Annotated in this window: 17 protein-coding genes; 4 read left to right on the top strand and 13 right to left on the bottom strand. The window is 72.0% G+C overall.

Annotated features, from left to right (window positions below; all coding sequences use genetic code 11):
• Positions 1 to 116 precede the first annotated feature (116 nt).
• The 6 genes from trmD to proS all read right to left on the bottom strand — a co-directional run bounded on the left by trmD (position 117) and on the right by proS (position 4774).
• The gene (trmD, locus tag AC2RP6_RS13260) at positions 117 to 938 is read right to left on the bottom strand and encodes a tRNA (guanosine(37)-N1)-methyltransferase TrmD (protein WP_486446423.1); all 822 of its coding nucleotides are present in this window, start codon (positions 936 to 938) and stop codon (positions 117 to 119) included.
• Positions 938 to 1489, bottom strand: a complete 552-nt coding sequence (gene rimM, locus AC2RP6_RS13265; protein ID WP_486446424.1) for a ribosome maturation factor RimM — start codon at positions 1487 to 1489, stop codon at positions 938 to 940. The genes trmD and rimM overlap by 1 nt, the downstream gene beginning before the upstream one ends.
• An 83-nt stretch (positions 1490 to 1572) precedes the next feature.
• Positions 1573 to 1812 carry an RNA-binding protein gene (locus AC2RP6_RS13270; protein ID WP_030011889.1) on the bottom strand — a complete coding sequence of 80 codons (240 nt, stop codon included), beginning with the start codon at positions 1810 to 1812 and terminating at the stop codon, positions 1573 to 1575.
• 2 nt (positions 1813 to 1814) lie between these two features.
• Entirely contained in the window at positions 1815 to 2252 is a 438-nt protein-coding gene (gene rpsP / locus AC2RP6_RS13275) for a 30S ribosomal protein S16 (RefSeq protein ID WP_030031059.1), read from the bottom strand.
• A gap of 302 nt (positions 2253 to 2554) precedes the next feature.
• Positions 2555 to 3151 (bottom strand): hypothetical protein, encoded by a 597-nt coding sequence (locus AC2RP6_RS13280; RefSeq protein WP_030031959.1) that lies wholly within the window; start codon positions 3149 to 3151, stop codon positions 2555 to 2557.
• Positions 3152 to 3361: 210 nt separating this feature from the next.
• A complete protein-coding gene (gene proS, locus AC2RP6_RS13285) occupies positions 3362 to 4774 on the bottom strand; it encodes a proline--tRNA ligase (RefSeq protein WP_030650933.1) in 1413 nt (470 codons plus the stop codon).
• A gap of 131 nt (positions 4775 to 4905) precedes the next feature.
• Between proS and AC2RP6_RS13290 the strand changes: the two genes are divergently transcribed.
• The gene (locus AC2RP6_RS13290; RefSeq protein ID WP_486446425.1) at positions 4906 to 5592 is read left to right on the top strand and encodes a methyltransferase type 11; all 687 of its coding nucleotides are present in this window, start codon (positions 4906 to 4908) and stop codon (positions 5590 to 5592) included.
• Between the two features lie 115 nt (positions 5593 to 5707).
• Here AC2RP6_RS13290 and ffh read toward each other — a convergent pair whose 3' ends face one another.
• From ffh to nsdA, 5 genes are all read right to left on the bottom strand, one after another.
• A complete protein-coding gene (ffh, locus tag AC2RP6_RS13295) occupies positions 5708 to 7279 on the bottom strand; it encodes a signal recognition particle protein (RefSeq protein ID WP_486446426.1) in 1572 nt (523 codons plus the stop codon).
• A gap of 136 nt (positions 7280 to 7415) precedes the next feature.
• Entirely contained in the window at positions 7416 to 9845 is a 2430-nt protein-coding gene (locus AC2RP6_RS13300) for a [protein-PII] uridylyltransferase (protein WP_486446427.1), read from the bottom strand.
• Positions 9846 to 9864: 19 nt separating this feature from the next.
• Positions 9865 to 10203 carry a P-II family nitrogen regulator gene (locus AC2RP6_RS13305; RefSeq protein WP_030844530.1) on the bottom strand — a complete coding sequence of 113 codons (339 nt, stop codon included), beginning with the start codon at positions 10201 to 10203 and terminating at the stop codon, positions 9865 to 9867.
• The gene (locus tag AC2RP6_RS13310) at positions 10200 to 11543 is read right to left on the bottom strand and encodes an ammonium transporter (RefSeq protein ID WP_486446428.1); all 1344 of its coding nucleotides are present in this window, start codon (positions 11541 to 11543) and stop codon (positions 10200 to 10202) included. The genes AC2RP6_RS13305 and AC2RP6_RS13310 overlap by 4 nt, the downstream gene beginning before the upstream one ends.
• 359 nt (positions 11544 to 11902) lie before the next feature.
• Positions 11903 to 13393 carry a transcriptional repressor NsdA gene (gene nsdA, locus AC2RP6_RS13315; RefSeq protein ID WP_486446429.1) on the bottom strand — a complete coding sequence of 497 codons (1491 nt, stop codon included), beginning with the start codon at positions 13391 to 13393 and terminating at the stop codon, positions 11903 to 11905.
• 447 nt (positions 13394 to 13840) lie between these two features.
• On the opposite strand from nsdA, the gene AC2RP6_RS13320 reads away from it, so the two are divergent.
• Entirely contained in the window at positions 13841 to 14509 is a 669-nt protein-coding gene (locus tag AC2RP6_RS13320; RefSeq protein WP_486450321.1) for a bifunctional DNA primase/polymerase, read from the top strand.
• Between the two features lie 72 nt (positions 14510 to 14581).
• On the opposite strand, the gene ftsY is transcribed toward AC2RP6_RS13320, so the two are convergent.
• Positions 14582 to 15796 (bottom strand): signal recognition particle-docking protein FtsY, encoded by a 1215-nt coding sequence (gene ftsY / locus AC2RP6_RS13325; RefSeq protein WP_486446430.1) that lies wholly within the window; start codon positions 15794 to 15796, stop codon positions 14582 to 14584.
• 141 nt (positions 15797 to 15937) lie between these two features.
• Between ftsY and AC2RP6_RS13330 the strand changes: the two genes are divergently transcribed.
• Positions 15938 to 17398 (top strand): purine-cytosine permease family protein, encoded by a 1461-nt coding sequence (locus AC2RP6_RS13330; protein ID WP_486446431.1) that lies wholly within the window; start codon positions 15938 to 15940, stop codon positions 17396 to 17398.
• Between the two features lie 62 nt (positions 17399 to 17460).
• A complete protein-coding gene (locus AC2RP6_RS13335; protein WP_486446432.1) occupies positions 17461 to 18447 on the top strand; it encodes an LLM class flavin-dependent oxidoreductase in 987 nt (328 codons plus the stop codon).
• A 41-nt stretch (positions 18448 to 18488) separates the two neighbouring features.
• Here AC2RP6_RS13335 and AC2RP6_RS13340 read toward each other — a convergent pair whose 3' ends face one another.
• Positions 18489 to 19922: a sugar porter family MFS transporter gene (locus tag AC2RP6_RS13340; RefSeq protein ID WP_486446433.1), complete on the bottom strand. Its 1434-nt coding sequence runs from the start codon at positions 19920 to 19922 to the stop codon at positions 18489 to 18491.
• Positions 19923 to 20000: the final 78 nt, after the last annotated feature.

Here is a 20000-nt window from a genome sequence, read left to right on the forward strand (position 1 = left end):
TCGCATGACGCCACAGGTCGCCAGTGCGGGTTTCCGTAGAGAATTCGGGAGCCGTGCCACTCGGCGGCCGACGGTCCCCCTGTGGCAGGGGCGTCCGGCGAGCACACAGCAGCCGCCTATTCTTCCACGGCCTGCGGCCTGCGCCAAAATCGGCCGTCCGGCGAGGGCTGCCAGCCCAGGATGGAGAGGATCTCGCGGTCCTTCTTGTCGAAGGCCGCGGCGTCGCAGCGCTCGATCAGGTCGGGGCGGTTGCTCGCGGTGCGGCGGAAGGCCTCGTCCCGGCGCCACCGGGCGATCTTGCCGTGGTGGCCGCTGAGCAGCACGTCGGGGATGTCCCGGCCGCGCCACACGGGCGGCTTGGTGTAGACGGGGCCCTCCAGCAGGTTCGCCATCTCGCCGGGTGCGAAGGAGTCGTCCCGGTGCGACTCCGCGTTGCCGAGGACCCCGGGCAGCAGCCGCGCCACGGCCTCGGTGACGACCAGGACGGCCGCCTCGCCGCCGGCCAGGACGTAGTCGCCGATGGAGACCTCGTACACCGGCATGCGCGTGGCGTACTCGTCCATCACCCTGCGGTCGATGCCCTCGTAGCGCGCGGGCGTGAAGATCAGCCAGGGCCGCTCCGAAAGCTCGACGGCCAGTTCCTGGGTGAAGGGGCGCCCGCTGGGCGTGGGAACCACCATGACCGGGCCGTGCGCGCCCGCCTCGTAGCCGTCGGCCAGGGCCTCGTCCAGCGCCTCGCCCCACGGCTCGGTCTTCATGACCATGCCGGGACCGCCGCCGTACGGGGTGTCGTCGACCGTGTTGTGCCGGTCGTGGGTCCAGTCCCGCAGGTCGTGGACGTGGACGTCGAGCTGGCCGCGGGCGCGGGCCTTGCCCACGAGGGAGACGTTCAGCGGTTCCAGGTACTCGGGGAAGATCGTGACGACGTCGAGCCGCATCAGGCGTCGCCCTCGGCGTCACGGGTGGAGACGACCTCGGCGCGGTCGTCGATCAGACCGGGCGGCGGCGTGATGACGCAGCGCTGCTCCTCCAGGTCGATCTCGGCGACGATCTCCTCCACGAAGGGGATCATCACCTCGGTGCCGTCGGGACGCTCGACGATGAAGAGGTCCTGGGAGGGCAGGTGGGAGATCTCGGTGATCCGGCCGATCTCGGTGCCGTCCTCCAGTACCACGTCCAGGTCCATCAGCTGGTGGTCGTAGTACTCGTCCTCCTCCTCGGGCAGCTCCGCCGGGTCCACGTCGGCGATGAGGAGGGTGTTGCGCAGGGACTCCGCGGCGGTGCGGTCCTTGACGCCGGCGAAGCGCAGCATCAGGCGGCCGCTGTGCACCCGGCCCGTCTCGATGGTCAGCGGGCCGACCGAAGCCGGTTCGGTGCGCAGCACGGCGCCGGGGCTGAGCCGCAGTTCGGGCTCGTCCGTGCGCACCTCGACGGTGACCTCACCCTTGATGCCGTGGGCGCGGCCGATCCGCGCGACTACCAGCTCCACTGTCTGTGCCTCTCCTGTTCAGACGACGACGGGCCGGGGCGGGCACGTATGCCCTCCCCGGCCCGTGCCGGTGATTCAACTGCTCAGCGGACCTGGTCCACGTCGACGAGGTCGACGCGGATCCCCCGGCCGCCGATGGCGCCCACGACGGTACGCAGGGCACGTGCGGTGCGGCCGTTGCGACCGATCACCTTGCCGAGGTCGTCGGGGTGGACCCGGACCTCCAGCACCTGCCCGCGGCGCAGGTTGCGCGAGGCGACCTGCACTTCGTCGGGGTTGTCCACAATGCCCTTTACGAGGTGCTCAAGAGCCTCCTCGAGCATGCTCAGGCCTCGGTCGACTCGGCGGCGGCCTCAGCCTCGTCCGCCTTCTTGTCGGCCTTCTTCTTCTGCGTGATGGCCTCGCCCTTGCCCTCGCCGATGCCCTCGAGGGCCTTGGCGAACTCGTCGAAGGAGCGACGCTTGTCTTCCTTCGTGGCCGGCTGCAGCAGCGGCGCGGGGGCCGGGAGGCCCTTGTGCGCCTGCCAGTCACCGGTGAGCTTCAGGATGGCGAGAACGGCCTCGGTCGGCTGGGCGCCGACGGAGAGCCAGTACTGGGCGCGCTCGCCGTTGACCTCGATGCGCGACGGGTTGTAGGTCGGCTGGTAGATGCCGATCTCCTCGATCGCGCGGCCGTCCCGGCGGGTGCGGGCGTCGGCGACGACGATGCGGTAGTGGGGAGAGCGGATCTTACCGAGGCGCTTGAGCTTGATCTTGACTGCCACTGGAGTGGTGTCTCCTGAACTTGACGTGGTTGGGCACATGAGATGCCACGTGGGGTTGCGGTACTCGGGTGCCCGATGGACGCGTCAGCCGGAGGAGAGAGGGGTCCTATGCGACTGTCGAGTACAGCTAGCCATTGTGCCATACGCGTGCGGCGCTCTCGGCCGGCGGGCAGGACGGACTGCCGCCGGGGACGAGGCGCTGCTGGGTGCCCGCACGTGCGCGGACCGGCCGCCCCGGTGGGGGCGGGGGTCCGCGGCCGCTTCACCGTGGGGCGGTGGCCCCGTCGGCGGCGGGAGGGCGGTCAGGAGGCCGCCGCGATCGCGACTTCGGGAATGCGGAAGGGCTTCATGCAGCCGCCGCACACGATCGGAGCCTGGGCGAGCACGGAGGGGACGACCCGTACGTTGCGCCCGCAGTCGCAGACCGCCTTGACGCGCACGCCGCCGCCCGAGGAGCCGTGCCGGGCGGCCGGTCCGCGGAAGGTGCGCTTGGTGTCGGCGGCGGTGGCGGCGGTGTGCGCCTTGAGGGCGCGCTGCAGCCGCTCCATGGTGGGCCGGTAGCGCCGCTTGGCCTCGGGATTGAGCGTGACCAGCGAGAAGCCGCTGCTGGCGTGCGGCTCGTCGGAGTGGTCCAGCCCCATCTCCTCGGCGATCGCGAGGAATCTGCGGTTGTGGTAGCGGCCTGCGCGCGAGGTGTCACGGACACCGCGGGCGGCCGCGATGCCGTGGACTGCCTCGTGCAGCAGTCGCTCGAAGGAGAGCTCGGCGCCGCAGGCGGACGAGGACTCTCCGATCAGGGACTCGGGCGCGGCAAGGTCAGGCAGCTCGGGGTGGTACCGCTGAATGTCGGCCCACGCCTGCGCCAGCTCTGCGGCGAGAACAGGTGGTGTCGTGCTCACGTCGTGACAACGAGCCGAGGTGCCCGGGTGTTCCGATTCCGGGCCATTCCAAATTTTTTGCACGTACCAGTCAGTTCAGCCTCATGCGTCCCGACGAGGACGGGTGCGCCGAACTCAGGAGGAGTCGGTACGTAACGTCGACCAAAAAGGTGCGGCCCCGGCGTGCGGCACGTGCCGCACGCCGGGGACCGGGAGCCTCCGGCGGCGTGATCAGTACGAGCGCGCCACGATCGCGAGGGTACCGGGAGCGTCGTCGGCGTCCGGCACGGACCCGTCCTCGGCCACCAGGCAGCGCACGGAGACGGCCTGCTCGGCCAGCTTCGCCTCGCCCTCCGGGCCGAGGTCGGCCCACGGGATCCGCGCCCAGCCGCCGGCGACGGCGGCCTCGGCGGCCTCCTCGATGGTCGCGACGTCGGAGGTGCGGGACTCGCGGCGCTCGCGGGACTCGCGCAGCAGCTGCGCCTGGTCCTCGTCCAGCACCTTGGGCAGCAGGTCGACGAGTGCGTCGATCTGCACCGGGGTCTTCCCGCCCGGGATCCGGCGGGCGAGCATCGCGGTGCCGGCCTCCAGGTCGCGGGGGCCGATCTCGATGCGGACCGGTACGCCCTTGAGCTCCCAGTCCACGGCGCGGCGGCCGAAGGGGGTGTCGACGCGGTCGTCGACCTGCACGCGGATGCCGGCGGCCTTCAGGCGGTCGCCCAGCTCGCGGACCTTGGCGACGGCCTCGTCGCCCTTGATCGCCATGACGACGACCTGGACGTGCGCCAGCCGCGGCGGGACCCGCAGGCCGTTGTCGTCGCCGTGGGACATGATCAGGCCGCCGACCATGCGGGTCGAAACGCCCCACGAGGTCTGCCAGACGAGCTCCTGCTTGCCCTCCTTCGACAGGTACTGGGTGTTGAAGGCCTTGGCGAAGTTGGTGCCGAGCTCGTGGCTGGTGCCCATCTGCAGGGCCTTGCCGTCACCCATCATGCCTTCGAGGGTGAGGGTGTTGATGGCGCCGGCGAAGCGTTCCTTGGCGGTCTTGCGGCCGAGCACGACGTCGATGCCGAGCACGTTCGTCATGAAGTCGCCGTACACGTCGCGGTGGATGCGGGCGGCGTAGTCGCGGGCGTCCTCGTAGGTGGCGTGGGCCGTGTGGCCCTCCTGCCAGAGGAACTCGCTCGTGCGGAGGAAGACGCGGGGGCGCATCTCCCAGCGGACCACGTTGGCCCACTGGTTGATCAGCAGGGGCAGGTCGCGGTAGCTCTGGACCCACTTGGAGAAGTAGTCGTTGATGATCGTCTCGGACGTGGGCCGGACGACGACCGGCTCCTCCAGCTCCTTGCCGCCGCCGTGGGTGACGACCGCGAGCTCGGGGGCGAAGCCCTCGACGTGCTCGGCCTCGCGCGTCAGGTACGACTGGGGGATGAAGAGGGGGAAGTACGCGTTCTGGGCGCCCTGGTCCTTGATGCGGGCGTCCATCTCCTGCTGCATCCGCTCCCACAGGCCGTAGCCGTACGGTCGGATGACCATGGTGCCGCGGACCGGACCGTTGTCGGCCAGCTCGGCCTTGTTGATCAGATCCTGGTACCAGCGGGGGAAATCCTCCGCCTGCGGGGTGAGAACGGGTGCCTTTGCCATGCCGCGAATCGTACGGCGCCGGGCACGGGATGCGTGAATCGGGTGCCTCGCTCCTCTGGACGCGGGGGCGAATGGGGAGTTCCCTGGCAACGGGGGCTGGGGGGCGACACGGAATCAGGAGCGCTTCTTCGATGACACCGACGCCGACCGCGACGCTCGTCGCCCGGGACTGGGCGGAGATCCAGGAACGGATGCTGGTACCGCTGTACGAGGCGGTCTACGACCGGCTGGAGGTCGGGCCGGGCGACCGGCTGCTGGGCCTCGACTGCGGGGCCGGCCTGGCCCTGCTGCTGGCGACCGCGCGGGGAGCCGCGGCCACGGGGGTGGAGGCCGATCCGGCCCGCCGGGCGCTGGCCCGCGAACGGCTGCTGGAGGTGCTGCCGGCCCCGCCGGCGGCGCCCTCGCCGCCCCGTCCCTACGACGCCCTGCTGGCCTTCTCCCCCGCACCGGCGGCCCTGGCCTCGGCGCTGCCCGCGGTCAGACGCGGCGGGGCCGTGGTGCTCGCCGGCTGGGGTCCGGCCGAACGCTGCACGGTGCCCTCGGTGCTGGGCGGCGGTCCGGCGCCCGGGGACCTGGACGCGGTGGTGGAGCGGGCCGGGCTGCGGCCGGACGGCTCGGGGCGGGTGTTCTGCCCGTTCGGCTACGCGGACGTCGACAGCGCGGTCCGGGGGCTCGTGTCGACCGGGCTGTACGACGGGGCGTCGGACGCCGCGCTCGCGGAGAAGGAGCTGGCCGAGGCGCTTCACCCCTTCGAGCGAGCCGACGGCACCGTCTGGCTGCCGAACATCTTCCGGTACGTCATCGCCCGGGTGGCGTAACGGCTTCCCGGAGCTTCGGGGCGGGGAGGAGCGGCACGCCGGTGAACGGAAGGGCCCCGACCGGTGAGCTGCTGCTCACCTCCCGGCCGGGGCCCTCGTCGCGGCTGTCCGCGTCCTACTTCATGAACTTCTTGAACTCGTCCGGGAGGTCGAATTCCTGACCGCCCTGACCGCCGGTGGGCAGGCCGAACGAGTTGGAAGCCGCCGCCGGGTCGGCCGCCTGCGGGCCCTGCTCACGGCGGGCCGCGGCTGCGGCCTCCTCTTCCTTGCGCTTCATCGGGTTGCCGCTCTTGCGCTTGCCCTTGGCCTGCTTGACCTGCTTCTTCTGCCGGCCCGGGCCGCCGCCCATCCCGGGGATGCCCGGCATGCCCGGCATCCCGCCGCCCTGGGCCATGCGGGACATCATCTTGCGCGCGTCGAAGAACCGCTCGACCAGCGACTTGACGGCGCTGACCTCGGTGCCGGAGCCCTTGGCGATACGGGCGCGGCGCGAGCCGTTGATGATCGTCGGGTCCTGGCGCTCGGCCGGGGTCATCGACTTGATGATCGCGGCGGTGCGGTCGACGTCGCGCTCGTCGATGTTGTTGATCTGGTCCTTGATCTGCCCCATGCCGGGCAGCATGCCGAGCAGCTTGGAGATGGAGCCCATCTTGCGGACCTGCTCCATCTGGGCAAGGAAGTCGTCGAGCGTGAACTCCTTGGGGCCCTTGGCGAGCTTGGCCGCCATCTTCTCGGCCTCGGCCTGCGAGAAGGTCTTCTCGGCCTGCTCGATGAGGGTGAGCATGTCACCCATGTCGAGGATCCGGCCCGCCATGCGGTCGGGGTGGAAGGCGTCGAAGTCGTCGAGCTTCTCGCCGTTCGAGGCGAACATGATCTGCTTGCCGGTGACGTGCGCGATGGAGAGCGCGGCACCACCGCGGGCGTCGCCGTCGAGCTTGGAGAGCACCACGCCGTCGAAGCCGACACCGTCGCGGAAGGCCTCGGCGGTGTTGACCGCGTCCTGGCCGATCATGGCGTCGACGACGAAGAGGATCTCGTCCGGGCTGACGGCGTCGCGGATGTCCGCGGCCTGCTGCATCAGCTCGGCGTCGATGCCGAGGCGGCCGGCGGTGTCGACGATGACGATGTCGAACTGCTTGGTCCGCGCGTACTCGACGGAGTCCTTCGCGACCTGGACCGGGTCGCCGACGCCGTTTCCGGGCTGGGGCGCGTACACGGCGACGCCGGCGCGCTCGGCGACCACGCTCAGCTGGTTGACGGCGTTGGGGCGCTGCAGGTCGCAGGCGACGAGGAGCGGGGCGTGGCCCTGCCCCTTCAGCCAGAGGCCGAGCTTTCCGGCGAGGGTGGTCTTACCCGCACCCTGGAGACCGGCCAGCATGATCACGGTGGGGGCGGTCTTGGCGAAGCGCAGCCGCCGGGTCTCGCCGCCGAGGATGGTGACGAGTTCGTCGTTGACGATCTTCAGGACCTGCTGGCCCGGGTTCAGGGCCTTGCTGACCTCTTCACCGCGCGCGCGTTCCTTGACGTTCGCGATGAAGGAGCGGACGACCGGGAGGGCGACGTCGGCCTCGAGGAGCGCGATACGGATTTCCCGGGCCGCGGCGTCGATGTCAGCCTCGGACAGCCGGCCTTTGCCGCGCAGGCCCTTGAAGGTATTCGCCAAGCGGTCGGAGAGCGTATCGAACACGGTGGTCGCGATTCCTCGGGTCGGGGGCGTTGTGGTCGTCCCCCAGGGTATCGGGCGCTTCCCCCGTCCGGGGACCTGCCTGCACCCGGTACGGTCCGCCGCTGCTCGGGAGCCCGGGCAGCGGCGGCGCACGCGGCTACGCGAGGGCGGCCGCCACGGCGGCGGCGAGGGCGGCGGCGTCGGCGGCGTCCAGGGGTTTGCCCTCCGGGGTCGTCACGTACAGGGTGTCCACCGCGTTGGCGCCCAGGGTGGAGACGTGCGCGCTGCGCACCCGGACCCCGCCGGTCTCCAGGGCCCGCCCGACGCGGTGCAGCAGGCCGACGGCGTCGGGGGCGCGCACCTCCAGCACCGTGGCCAGCGAGGAGACGTCCGGGACCACCGTGACCCGGGGCGGCGGCGGGACGACGCCCCGCCGGCGGGGGTAGGCGGCCTCGCGGTCCGCCAGCTTCGCCGGCACGTCGAGCGAGCCGTCGAGGGCACGGACCAGGTCGGTGCGCAGCCGGGCGGCCTCGGGCAGCGCCCCGTACTCGGCCGCCACCCGCCACCGCAGGACCAGGACCTCCCCCAGCCGGTCCGGGAGTTCCACGGAGCGCAGGTCCGCCGCCCGTACGGTGAGCCGGTGCAGGGCCAGTACGCCGGCCGCGGCGGGCAGGACCCCGGGCTGGTCGGGGACCGCCACCACGAGCTCGACGCCGACCGCGTCCTCTTCCTCCTCCCGGGCGCGCAGCGCCACGACCGGCTCGCGCGTGCGCAGTGCCTCCACGGCCAGTCGTTCCTGCTCGGCGCTCGGGATCTCCGGTTCCCGTTCGGCCGGGGTCGCGCCGCGCAGCACGGCGGCGACGCGCGCGACGAGGTCCGCCACGAGGGAGCCCCGCCAGGCGCTCCACGCGGCCGGCCCGGTGGCCAGGGCGTCGGCCTCGGTGAGGGCGTGCAGTATCTCCAGCGTGCCCACGGATCCGACGGCCTCGGCGACGGACCGGACGGTGGCCGGGTCGTCGAGGTCACGGCGGGTCGCGGTGTCGATCAGCAGCAGGTGGTGGCGCACGAGGGCCCCCAGCACGGCGACGTCACCGGTGTCGAAGCCCACGCGGGCGGCGACGTCGCGGGCGATGGTCTCCCCGGCGACGGAGTGGTCGCCGGGCCAGCCCTTGCCGATGTCGTGCAGCAGCGCGGCCATCAGCAGCAGGTCGGGGCGGCCCACCCGACGGGTGAGGGCCGCCGCGCGCACGGCGGTCTCGATCAGGTGCCGGTCGACGGTCCAGGTGTGGACGGGGTTGCGCTGGGGGCGGCAGTGCACCCGCTCCCAGTCGGGGAGCAGCCGGGTGATCAGCCCTTCCGCCTCCATGGCCTCCCAGACGGCCACCGTCGGCTCGCCCGCGCCCAGGAGCGTCAGCAGCTGCTCGCGGGCCTCGGCCGGCCAGGGCACCGGCAGCGCCCTGCCCTGCTGCGCGATCCGGCGTACGGCGTGCGGGGAGACGGGCAGTCCCGCCTGAGCGGCCGCGGCGGCCAGCCGCAGGCCCAGGACGGCATCGCGGTCCGGGCGGGCGGCCAGGGCCAGGACGGCCTCCCCGTCGGACTCCACCACGCCTTCGGCCAGGGGCGCCCGGGCGGCGGCGGTGGCACCGCGGCCGCCGAGCAGTCCGCGCAGCCGGGGCCGGGCGGCGCGGGCCCGCAGGACCCGTCCGACCTCGCGCCAGGTCACGTCCGCGGCGTACGCGACCACGCGTGCGGCCTCGTAGACCTCCCGCAGCAGCGCGTCGGCGTCGAGCAGCCCGAGCTGCGCCGCGACCTGGTCCTGTTCCTGCAGGGAGAGCCGGTCGGTGGCCCGGCCGGTGACGAGGTGGAGGGCGTCACGCGCGTCCAGGAGCCGCCGGCGGGCCTCTGCGAGGCCTTCGCGCGGGGCGTCGGCGAGCCAGGAGGCGGCGACCGCCCGCAGGGCGGTGGCGTCGCGGAGCCCGCCGCGGGCCTCCTTGAGGTCGGGTTCGAGCAGGAAGCGCAGTTCTCCGGCCCGCTCGGCCCGCTCGCGGCAGAGGGAGTGCAGTTGCGGGAGCCGTTCGCGCGCCTGGTTGCGCCAGTCGGCCAGGACGGAGGTGCGCAGTCCGGCGAGGAGGCCGGCGTCGCCGGCGACGGTACGGGCGTCCAGCAGGCCCAGGTGCACCTTGAGGTCCTCGGCGGCGGTCCTGCGGGCCTCGGCGGGGGTGCGCACCGAATGGTCGAGGGCGATGCCGAGGTCCCACACCGGGTACCAGAGGCGGTCGGCGAGTGCGGCGAGCGCCCGGGGCTCGGCCCGGCCGTCGTGCAGCAGCAGGAGGTCGAGGTCGCTGCGCGGGGAGAGTTCGGCCCTGCCGTAGCCGCCCACGGCCACGAGGGTGGCGCCGCGGACCCCGCTCTCGCGTACGGCGGTGGCGAAGAGGTCGTTCAGCCATGCGTCGGTCAGTGCGGCCAGGGCGGAACGCCGCGCGGGCCCGGACCGCGACTCCTCCTGGAGGAGTCGCAGCCGGGCCGCGGCGTATCCGCTGGGTCCCGAGTCGGCCGTGTGGTCCGTGGTGTCTTCGGTGCTCGTCACCCAGGGGCTCCCGTCAGCCTCAGAGCGCGTCGGCGCCGCGCTCGCCGGTGCGGACCCGGACGACGGAGTCCACGGGGACGCTCCACACCTTGCCGTCGCCGATCTTGCCGGTGGACGCGGCGCTGACGACGACCCGGATGAGTTCTTCGGCGTCGGAGTCCTCGACCAGCACCTCGATGCGGATCTTGGGGACGAGGTCGACCTGGTACTCGGCACCGCGGTAGACCTCGGTGTGGCCGCGCTGGCGGCCGTAGCCGCTGGCTTCGCTGACCGTGAGGCCCTGCACTCCGAAGGCCTGGAGGGCTTCCTTGATCTCGTCCAGCTTGTGCGGCTTGACGATCGCGGTGATCAGCTTCATGCGTCAACCTTCTTGCTCGCGGCGGTGGGGAGGGGGGCGGCGGTGCTCCGCGCGGCGGCTCCGCCACCGGCGCCGCTGAAGTCGTAGGCGGTCTCGGCGTGTTCGCTCTGGTCGATGCCGGCGACCTCGACGTCTTCGGCGACGCGCATCCCGATCGTCCGGTCGAGGAGGAAGGCGAGCACCGCGGATGCCACCAGAGAGTAGGCGAGGACGGAGAAGACGCCGACGGCCTGCTTGCCGAGCTGCTCCAGACCGCCGCCGTAGAAGAGGCCGGCCACGTCGGACTGGACCCCGCCGGTGGCGAAGAGGCCGACGAGCAGGGAGCCGGCGATGCCGCCGACGAGGTGGACACCGACGACGTCGAGGGAGTCGTCGTAGCCGAACCTGTACTTCAGGCCCACGGCCATGGCGCACAGGACACCGGCGATGGCGCCGACGGCGATCGCCCCGAGGGGGCTGACCGCGCCGCCGGCGGGGGTGATGGCGACGAGGCCGGCGACCGCGCCGGAGGCGGCGCCGAGGGTGGTGAAGGAGCCGTGCCGCAGCTTCTCGTAGGCGAGCCAGGCCAGCATGGCGGCGGCGGTGGCGACCTGGGTGTTGACGAACATGACCGCGCCGACGCCGTCGTCGTTGCCGAGCCAGGAGCCCGCGTTGAATCCGAACCAGCCGAACCAGAGGAGACCGGCGCCCAGCATCACCAGGGGCAGGCTGTGCGGGCGCATCGGGTCCTTCTTGAAGCCGACGCGCTTGCCGATGACGAGGATCACGCCGAGGGCGGCGGCGCCGGCGTTGATGTGGACGGCGGTGCCGCCGGCGAAGTCGATGACGCCCATCTCGAAGAGCCAGCCGCCGGCGCCCCAGACCCAGTGGGCGACGGGGAAGTAGACGACGGTGACCCACAGGGCGGTGAAGAGGACCCAGGCGCTGAACTTCACGCGGTCGGCGAGGGCGCCGCTGATCAGGGCCGGGGTGATGACGGCGAACATCAGCTGGAAGACGGCGAAGACGTAGACCGGGATGGTGTAGCCGTCCCAGAGCTCGGTGATGCCGATGCCGCTGAGGCCCACGTAGTCGGAGTTCCAGCCGATGAGGGAGCCGGAGTCGGTGCCGAAGGCGAGGCTGAAGCCGTAGAGGACCCACAGGATCGTGACGATCCCGAGGCTGATGAAGCTCATCATCAGCATGTTGAGGCTGCTCTTGACGCGGACCATGCCTCCGTAGAAGAAGGCGAGTCCCGGGGTCATCAGCATGACCAGGGCGGAGCAGATGAGCATGAACCCGGTGTTCGCGGCAGACAGCGTGGGGGCGTCTGCAGCGAGGGTCGTGATGGCTGATGCCATCGGCGTCTCCTCGTCGTCGGTACGTTCGCGTGCGGGCGACCGTGAAAACCTGAGCGGCGGCAGAAGGAACTGGCCGGTTATTGGCCATGAGATTCGCGCAGGCCGGTTTCCGGCGGCGCCACACGATGTTTCGCCGCCGTGACGAAGAGGTCCGTGCTGTTACGCAGCGATGAACACGGCGAGCGCACACGGGGCGGACCCCAGGGCGGGCAGCGCCCGCCCCGGGAGCGGCGCCGGTCCAGGCGCGCGGGGGATGGCCGACCGCGGCAGTGACCCGGACGTCCTGGCTGGGGGAGCCTGATCGGGCTTCTCGGGGTGACTGCCGCGGCCGGGGCCTCGGGGAACGGCCTACGGGGCCGTCAGACGGCCTCCGCGGCTTCGGGGAGCCGGGAGGCGAGGTGGTCGGTGAGCCGGACCACGTCGGCGACGTCGCCGTATTCACGGGCGGCGCTGTCCACGGTCTTGCGCAGGCGGGTGTTCACCCGTTCGGAGCGCACCTTTCCCGCCACGTCGAGCGCCCGGTCGACGAGGGTGGCGGCCTGCTCGGGTTCGCGCTGGAGGAGGTGGACGGTCGCCATGCCGATGAGGTTGAGGGCGTAGGAGCGCTGGTGCTCCTGGTCCTTCTCGAAGAGCTCGACGGCACGCTCCATGACCGGCTCGGCGAGGGAGGCGTACATGGGGCTGCGCCCGGCGACGTAGGCCAGGTCCCGGTAGGAGTGGGAGTTCTCGCCGTTCAGCTCGGCCTCGGAGAAGAAGCGGATCCAGTCCGGCTCCGGCTCGTCGGCGAAGCCGACGTCGGAGAAGGTGTCCTCGGCCATGCGCACGGCCCGCTTGCAGCGGCTGGGCTGGCCCATGTTGGCGTAGGCGCGGGCCTCCATCGCATACAGCATGGCCTGGGTGCGCGGGCCGGCGCAGTCGCGGCTGCCGTACTGCGCGAGGTGGACGAGTTCGAGGGCGTCCTCGGGCCGGCCCAGGTGGATCATCTGGCGGCTCATGCCGGACAGGATGTACGAGCCGAGGGGCTTGTCCCCGGCCTCCTTGGCGGCGTGCAGCGCGAGGACGAAGTACTTCTGCGCGGTGGGGTGCAGGCCGATGTCGTAGCTCATCCAGCCGGCCAGCTCGGCCAGTTCCGCGGCGACCTTGAAGAGCCGCTTCATGACGGGGGCGGGGTGGTTCTCCTGGAGCAGGTCGGTGACCTCGTGGAGCTGGCCCACGACGGCCTTGCGGCGCAGGCCGCCCCCGCACTGGGCGTCCCACTGGCGGAACATCACGGTGGTGGCGTCGAGGAGGTCCAGTTCCGGTTCGGAGAGCCGGGGCGGGCGGTGCCCGCCGAGGGCTCCCGTCGGCCCCGTCCCGCGCGCTCCCGGGTCGGCGGCCGGGGCCGGGACGAGCCAGCGCTGCATGGGCTCGATGAGGGCGGGACCGGCGGAGAGGGCGAGCGAGGTCCCGAGGAAGCCGCGCCGGGCCAGCATCAGGTCGCTGCGGGAGAACTCCCCGAGGAGTTCGACGGTCTGCGGGCCGGCCCAGGGCAGGTCGACCCCGGAGACGGAGGGGGTCTGGTGGGCGGTGCGCAGGCCGAGCTGCTCGATGGCGACGACGGAGCCGAACCGCTCGGAGAACAGCTCGGCCAGGATGCGCGGTACGGGTTCGCGGGGCTGTTCGCCGTCCAGCCAGCGGCGCACCCGGGAGGTGTCGGTGCTGATGTGGTGGGCGCCCATCTGCCGGGCCCGGCGGTTGACCTGACGGGCGAGTTCGCCCTTCGACCATCCGCTGCGGACGAACCACGAGGTCAGCTGTTCGTTGCGCGCAGCAGCACCGTCGATCGTTCCGCTTGCGCCGTTGCCGCTCACTGGAACGCCCCCATCCGCTCAGCCTCTTCCACACGAAACCCTGGCCGGTACGCCGAGCGTCACCACGGACCTTCACAGGTCCTTCACGCATTGCCTCCGGCATACCCACGCACGGGCCCGCCTCGGGGTTCGTGTACCGAAAGTAATCCTACGATCACCCCTGCCGCGAGGTCGTTTCCAGAAACGCCACCATTCGCCACCCCTTCGAATGAACTCGCCACCGGCCAGGCGCGATTCACTTGACACCAAGGTGAAACGGACCGGTTGGACTGGAGTGCGCTCGGGGCGCGCGCGGCGAGGAGTGCGCCGGGCGGCAGCGGCGGGCACTCCCCGGCGGCCCCGCGGCGGACCGCCGCGCGGCCACGGTGGCGGGCTCCGCCGGCGTCCCCACCGAGGCGTCGTAACCACCGGCACGTCCGACCCGTTGGAGGGGGCATGGGCATGGGCATGGGCTTCACGATCGGCGGCAGCCGCGGCACCAGGGAGTTCCGTTCCGGCACCCGGCGCCGCGGCCGGACCTCGGAGTGCACGGCGGTGGCGGAGTACACCGGACTGTGGGGCTGGGACGTGGTCCCCGGGGCCCGCGCCGCGGCCCCCTCGCGCGACTGCTCCTGCGGGGACGCCCGGTGCGCGGCGCCCGGTGCGCATCCGCTGGCCTTCGCCCCGACGGTCCCGGCCGGCGCCACCCTGGACGAGGTCACCGAGGCCTGGGGCGAGCACCCGGGCGCCGCGGTCCTGCTCCCGGTGGGCCGCGCCTTCGACGTCATCGAGGTCTCCGAGGAGGCCGGGCGGCGCGCCCTGGTGCGGCTGGAGCGGATGGGGCTGCCGCTCGGCCCGGTCATCGTCACCGCGGACGGCCGGGCGCAGTTCTTCGTGGCCCCCGGCGCGGCGGCGGAGCTGCCGCAGCTGCTGTACCGGATGGGCTGGGACGACGCCGACCTGGACCTGCGCGCCCTGGGCCCGGGGTCCTTCGTGACCGCCCCGCCCTCGGACCGGGCCGGGCTCGGCCAGGCCGGCTGGCTGCGGCCGCCCGCGCTCGACTCCGCCGGCGGCCCGCCGCAGGCCCGGCTGCTGCTGGGCACCCTGGCGTACATCTGCCACCGGTTCCGCCGCTGAGGCGCCCGATCACGCCGGTGCCCCCGCGTTCCGTGCGGAAGGCGGGGGCACCGGCGTGATCGCGGGTCCTGCTCAGTCGCCGATCAGGGCGTCCACGAACGCCTCGGGCTCGAACGGCGCCAGGTCGTCGGCGCCCTCGCCGAGACCGATGAGCTTGACCGGAACGCCCAGCTCGCGCTGGACGGCGACGACGATGCCGCCCTTGGCCGTGCCGTCGAGCTTGGTCAGCACGATGCCGGTGATGTCCACGACCTCGGCGAAGACGCGTGCCTGGGTGAGGCCGTTCTGCCCGGTGGTGGCGTCCAGGACCAGCAGGATCTCGTCCAGCGGGCCGTGCTTCTCGACGACGCGCTTGACCTTGCCGAGCTCGTCCATGAGACCGGTCTTGGTGTGCAGGCGGCCGGCGGTGTCGATGAGCACGACGTCGGCGCCCTCGGCGATGCCCTCCTTGACCGCGTCGTAGGCGATCGACGCCGGGTCGCCGCCCTCGGGGCCGCGCACCGTACGGGCGCCGACGCGCTCGCCCCACGTCTGCAGCTGGTCGGCGGCGGCGGCGCGGAAGGTGTCGGCCGCGCCGAGCACCACGCTGCGGCCGTCGGCGACGAGCACCCGCGCCAGCTTGCCCGTGGTGGTGGTCTTGCCGGTGCCGTTGACGCCGACGACCATGATCACGCCGGGGGTGTCCTCGCCGCTCTCGGTCTTCACGGCGCGGTCGAAGTCGGTGCCGACCAGGGTCAGCAGCTCCTCCTTGAGCAGGGTGCGCAGGTCCGCCGGGGTGCGGGTGCCGAGGACCTTGACCCGCTCACGGAGGCGCTCGACGAGCTCCTGGGTGGGGACGACGCCGACGTCGGCGACGAGGAGGGTCTCCTCGATCTCCTCCCAGGTGTCCTCGTCGAGGTGCTCGCGCGAGAGCAGCGTGAGCAGCCCCTTGCCGAGGGAGTTCTGCGACCGGGCGAGACGGGCGCGCAGCCGGACCAGACGGCCCGCGGTGGGCTCGGGCACCTCGATCTCGGGCGCGGCCGGGACCTCGGGCTCGACGACCACGGGCGCCGCGGCGGGAGCCTCGGCCCCCGGGAGTCCGACCTCCTCGATCGTGCGGCGCGGCTCTTCCGCCGTCTCTACGGCGTCCTCCCCCACCTGCGGCTCGGCAGGCGGGGCAGTGATGGTCGGCGTGCTCGGCGGTGCCGGGGGCGGCAGCTGCTTCTTCTTGCGGCTGCTGACCACGAGCCCGCTGATCGCACCGACCGCGACCAGGGCGATGACTACAGCAAGGATGAGGATGTCCATAACCCCACCAGTATCGGTTACGGCCACCTCGGAGCCGGGGACCCGGGCGCACCCACCGGGACGTAAGCCTCTGTTTGTCGTTTTAGCAGCACATCTACGATGATGGGCGACTTCCCCTCAGACCTCCCAGGGAGCAGCCGCATGCCTGCCGAGCCCGCCGACGGCACGACCGATTCCGCGATGGAGACCCGCGGCCTGGAGCCCGTCCCGGACGGCGAGCGGGGCGGCCGGGTCCGCGAGCTCGTCCCGACCTGGGTCGCCGCCAACATCAGCGTGCTGCTGCTGACCATGGGCGCGGGTCTGGTGATCTTCAACGGGCTCAACATCTGGCAGGTGCTCGTCGTCGCGGCCGTGGCACCGGTCGTCTCGTACGGGATCGTCGGCCTGATCTCGATCGCCGGAAAGCGCGGCGGCGCTCCCGGCATGGCGCTGTCGCGGGCGGTGTTCGGGCAGCGCGGCAACCTCTTCCCGGGCGCGCTGATCTGGGTGGCCCGCTGGGGCTGGGAGACCATCAACGCGGTCAGCGGCGCCTATGCCGTGCTGACCGTGCTCGACCTGCTCTTCGGGATCAGGAGCAACACCCCCCTGATCGTGGTCACCCTGCTGTTCTTCGTGGGCTGCACCTTCGTGGTCTCGGGTCTGGGCATCGGTGCCCTGCGGGTCTGCTCGAAGTGGTCGACGTACCTGTTCGGCGCCTTCAGCGTGCTCGTCCTGGGCTACCTGCTCTTCACCACCGACTGGCCGGCCGTCTTCGACAAGCCCGCCGGCTCCACCGCGATGATGGTCGCGGGCATCGGCACCATCGCGGCCGGCGGCATCAGCTGGGTGCCCTCGGGCCCCGACTTCACCCGCTACCTGCCGCGCACCGCCTCCTCCAAGGGCCTGGTCGGCGCCACGGTCGGCGGCGCCGGCATCGTCGTGCTCCCGATGGTCCTGATGGGTGCGGTCATGGCCGTCGGCACCCCGGACCTGGCCACCGCCCAGGACCCGGTCTCCTTCATCGGCGAGCTCCTGCCCACCTGGATCGCGGTCCCGTACCTGCTGATCGCGCTCGTCGGCATGCTGCTGATCAATTCGATGTCCATGTACTCGGCGGGCTTCACCGCCCAGACCCTCGGCATCAAGGTCCCGCGTGCCTGGGCGGTCAGCGTCAACGCGGCCATCAGCCTGGTGTTCGGTTTCCTGCTGATGGTGGTGGCGACCAGCTTCTTCGGTTCCTTCATCTCCTTCCTGACCCTGCTGGCCGTGGCCTTCTCCGCGTGGATCGGCGTCTTCGGCGTGGACATGCTGCGCCGCAAGGACTACGACGGGCCCGCGCTGCTGGACACCACGCGGACCAGTGCCTACTGGTACAAGGGCGGTTTCGCCTGGCAGGCCATGACGGCGTGGGCGCTCGCCCTGGTGGTGGGCCTGCTCTTCACCGAGGTGGACTGGTTCGCCGGGCCGCTGGCCACCACCTGGATCGGGCAGAACGGCCTCGGCTGGGTGGCCGGCATCGTGACCTCCGGCGTGCTGTACGCCGTACTGCCGCGCACGGCTCCGGCCGGCCCGGCCCCCGCGCCGCAGCGGGAGCGGGAGCGCGCCGGATCCCTGTCCAACTGACGCTGCGTCAGCTAACGTCCCCCTTCGCCAGCCCACCCCATCCGGCGAAGGGGGACTCCTCCATGCCCATCACCGTGGCCCGGTTCAATCTCGTCGACCCCGGCGGCACCCCCGAGTCCCTCTCGGCCCGCTACAAGGCGGCGCTGGAGATGGCGCGCTACGCGGACGACCGCGGGATCGACACCGTCCAGACCGAGGAGCACCACGGCACGGACAACAACTGGCTGCCCTCCCCCTTCGCCTTCGCGGGGGCGGTCTTCGGCGCGACCCGCCGCATCGCCGTCACCGTGTCGGCGATCATCGGCCCGCTGTACGACCCGCTGAAGGTCGCCGAGGACATCGCCGTCCTCGACCTGCTGAGCGGCGGGCGCCTGGTCACGGTCGCGGGGATCGGCTACCGGCCCGAGGAGTACGAGCAGCACGGCGTGGAGTGGGGCCGGCGCGGCCGGCTCCAGGACGAGCTGCTGGAGACCCTGCTGAAGGCGTGGACGGGCGAGCCCTTCGAGTTCCGCGGCCGCACGGTACGGGTGACCCCGACGCCGTTCACCCGGCCGCACCCGCTGCTGCTGGTGGGCGGCAGCTCGCAGGCGGCGGCGCGGCGCGCGGCCCGGCTGGGGCTGCCCTTCTTCCCCAGCGCGCACCTGCCGGAGCTGGAGGCGTACTACACGGCGCGGCTGGCGGAGTACGGCACGGAGGGCTTCTGCATGATGCCCGCGGCCGAGACCCCGCTGCTGCACATCGCGGAGGACCCGGACCGGGTCTGGGCGCAGTACGGGGAGCACTTCCTCCACGAGGCAGGGATGTACGCGTCCTGGCAGTCCAAGGACATCCGCAGCGCCGTACGGTCGTCCGCGCGCTCAGTGGCGGAGCTGCGCGCGGAGGGCGTCTACCGGGTCCTCACGCCGGAGGAGGCGGTGGCGTACGGCCGGGGCGCGGGTGAGGCGGGGAACCTGGTGCTGCACCCGCTGTGCGGCGGGATGCCGCTGGACGAGGGCTGGCGCAGCCTGCACCTGCTGTGCGAACGGGTACTGCCCCGGCTCAAGGGCTGAGCCGGGGCAGTACCGAGGAGACGGGGTGGTGGCGGGGATGGTTACCCCATCTCCTCCAGCGCCTTGCCCTTGGTCTCCGGCACCCACTTGAGGACGAACGGGATCGAGAGCAGTGCGAAGACGGTGTAGATCACGTAGGCGCCGGACAGGCTCCAGTCCGACAGGGACGGGAACGAGACGGTGATGACCCAGTTGGCGATCCACTGGGCCGAGGCGGCCACGCCGAGCGCCGCGGCCCGGATGCGGTTCGGGAACATCTCGCCGAGCAGCACCCAGACCACCACGCCCCAGGACAGGGCGAAGAAGAGCACGAAGGTGTGCGCGGCGACCAGGGCCACCGTGGCCTGGGCGTCGGGCATGGTGATGTCGTCGCCGGTGCCGGACGTGAAGGAGAACGCCCACGCGCACAGGCTGAGGGAGACGGCCATGCCCGCGGAGCCGATGAGGGCGAGGGGCTTGCGGCCGATCCGGTCGACGAAGATCATCGCGATCACCGTGCCGACGATGTTGATGATCGACGTGGTGAAGGAGTAGAGGAACGAGCTGGTCGGGTCGATGCCGACGGACTGCCACAGCGAGGAGCTGTAGTAGAAGATCACGTTGATGCCGACGAGCTGCTGGAAGACCGAGAGCCCGATGCCGACCCAGACGATGGGCAGGAAACCGAAGCGGCCGCCGAGCAGGTCCTTGAAGGTGGACTTGGTCTCGGAGTGCATCGCGTGCTCGATCTCGCGGACGCGCCCGTCCAGGTCGACCTTGGAACCCTCGACCTCGGCCAGCACCTTCTTGGCCTCGTCGGTGCGGCCGGCGGAGACCAGGAAGCGCGGGGACTCCGGGATGACGAAGGACAGCAGCCCGTAGAGCACGGCCGGGACGACCATGACGCCCAGCATCCACTGCCAGGCCTCCAGGCCGCCGATCTCGCCGCGCTGGTCGCCGTCGGCGAGGTTGAGGATGCCCCAGTTGACGAGCTGGGAGACCGCGATGCCGATCACGATGGCGGCCTGCTGGAAGGAGGCGAGGCGGCCGCGGTAGGCGGGCGGTGACACCTCGGCGATGTAGGCGGGGCCGATGACGGAGGCCATGCCGATGCCGAAGCCGCCGATCACGCGCCACATCGCGAGGTCCCAGAGCGCGAACGGCAGGGCCGAACCGATGGCGCTGGCGGTGAAGAGGACGGCCGCGATCTGCATGCAGCGGATTCGGCCGATCCGGTCGGCGAGCCGGCCCGCGGTGGCGGCGCCGATGGCGCAGCCGATCAGCGCGGCTGCGATCACCTGGGCGAGCGCCTCCGAGCCGACGTCGAACCGCTCGCGGATCGCGACGACGGCGCCGTTGATGACGGAGCTGTCGTACCCGAAGAGGAAGCCGCCCATGGCAGCGGCCGCGGTGATGAAGATGACGTGGCCGAGGTGGTCGGGCTGGGGCGAGGCTCCGCCGCCGGGCGCCGAGGCCCGCGATGTGCTGCTGGTCAAGGTGTGCTCCGTGGGGGTTTCGTCCGTCTTCACAGTGGCGCACAGTTCAAGATCGGGCACCACTCGAAGCCGGGGGAC

Source organism: Streptomyces sp. WAC03905 (assembly GCF_057371075.1).

Excerpts from the sequence above, each read along its gene's own strand:
- trmD (WP_486446423.1), bottom strand. The coding sequence starts at position 938 with ATGCGGCTCGACGTCGTCACGATCTTCCCCGAGTACCTGGAACCGCTG.
- AC2RP6_RS13270 (WP_030011889.1), bottom strand. The coding sequence starts at position 1,812 with ATGCTCGAGGAGGCTCTTGAGCACCTCGTAAAGGGCATTGTGGACAAC.
- proS (WP_030650933.1), bottom strand. The coding sequence starts at position 4,774 with ATGGCAAAGGCACCCGTTCTCACCCCGCAGGCGGAGGATTTCCCCCGC.
- AC2RP6_RS13290 (WP_486446425.1), top strand. The coding sequence starts at position 4,906 with ATGACACCGACGCCGACCGCGACGCTCGTCGCCCGGGACTGGGCGGAG.
- AC2RP6_RS13305 (WP_030844530.1), bottom strand. The coding sequence starts at position 10,203 with ATGAAGCTGATCACCGCGATCGTCAAGCCGCACAAGCTGGACGAGATC.
- AC2RP6_RS13310 (WP_486446428.1), bottom strand. The coding sequence starts at position 11,543 with ATGGCATCAGCCATCACGACCCTCGCTGCAGACGCCCCCACGCTGTCT.
- AC2RP6_RS13320 (WP_486450321.1), top strand. The coding sequence starts at position 13,841 with ATGGGCTTCACGATCGGCGGCAGCCGCGGCACCAGGGAGTTCCGTTCC.
- ftsY (WP_486446430.1), bottom strand. The coding sequence starts at position 15,796 with ATGGACATCCTCATCCTTGCTGTAGTCATCGCCCTGGTCGCGGTCGGT.
- AC2RP6_RS13330 (WP_486446431.1), top strand. The coding sequence starts at position 15,938 with ATGCCTGCCGAGCCCGCCGACGGCACGACCGATTCCGCGATGGAGACC.
- AC2RP6_RS13335 (WP_486446432.1), top strand. The coding sequence starts at position 17,461 with ATGCCCATCACCGTGGCCCGGTTCAATCTCGTCGACCCCGGCGGCACC.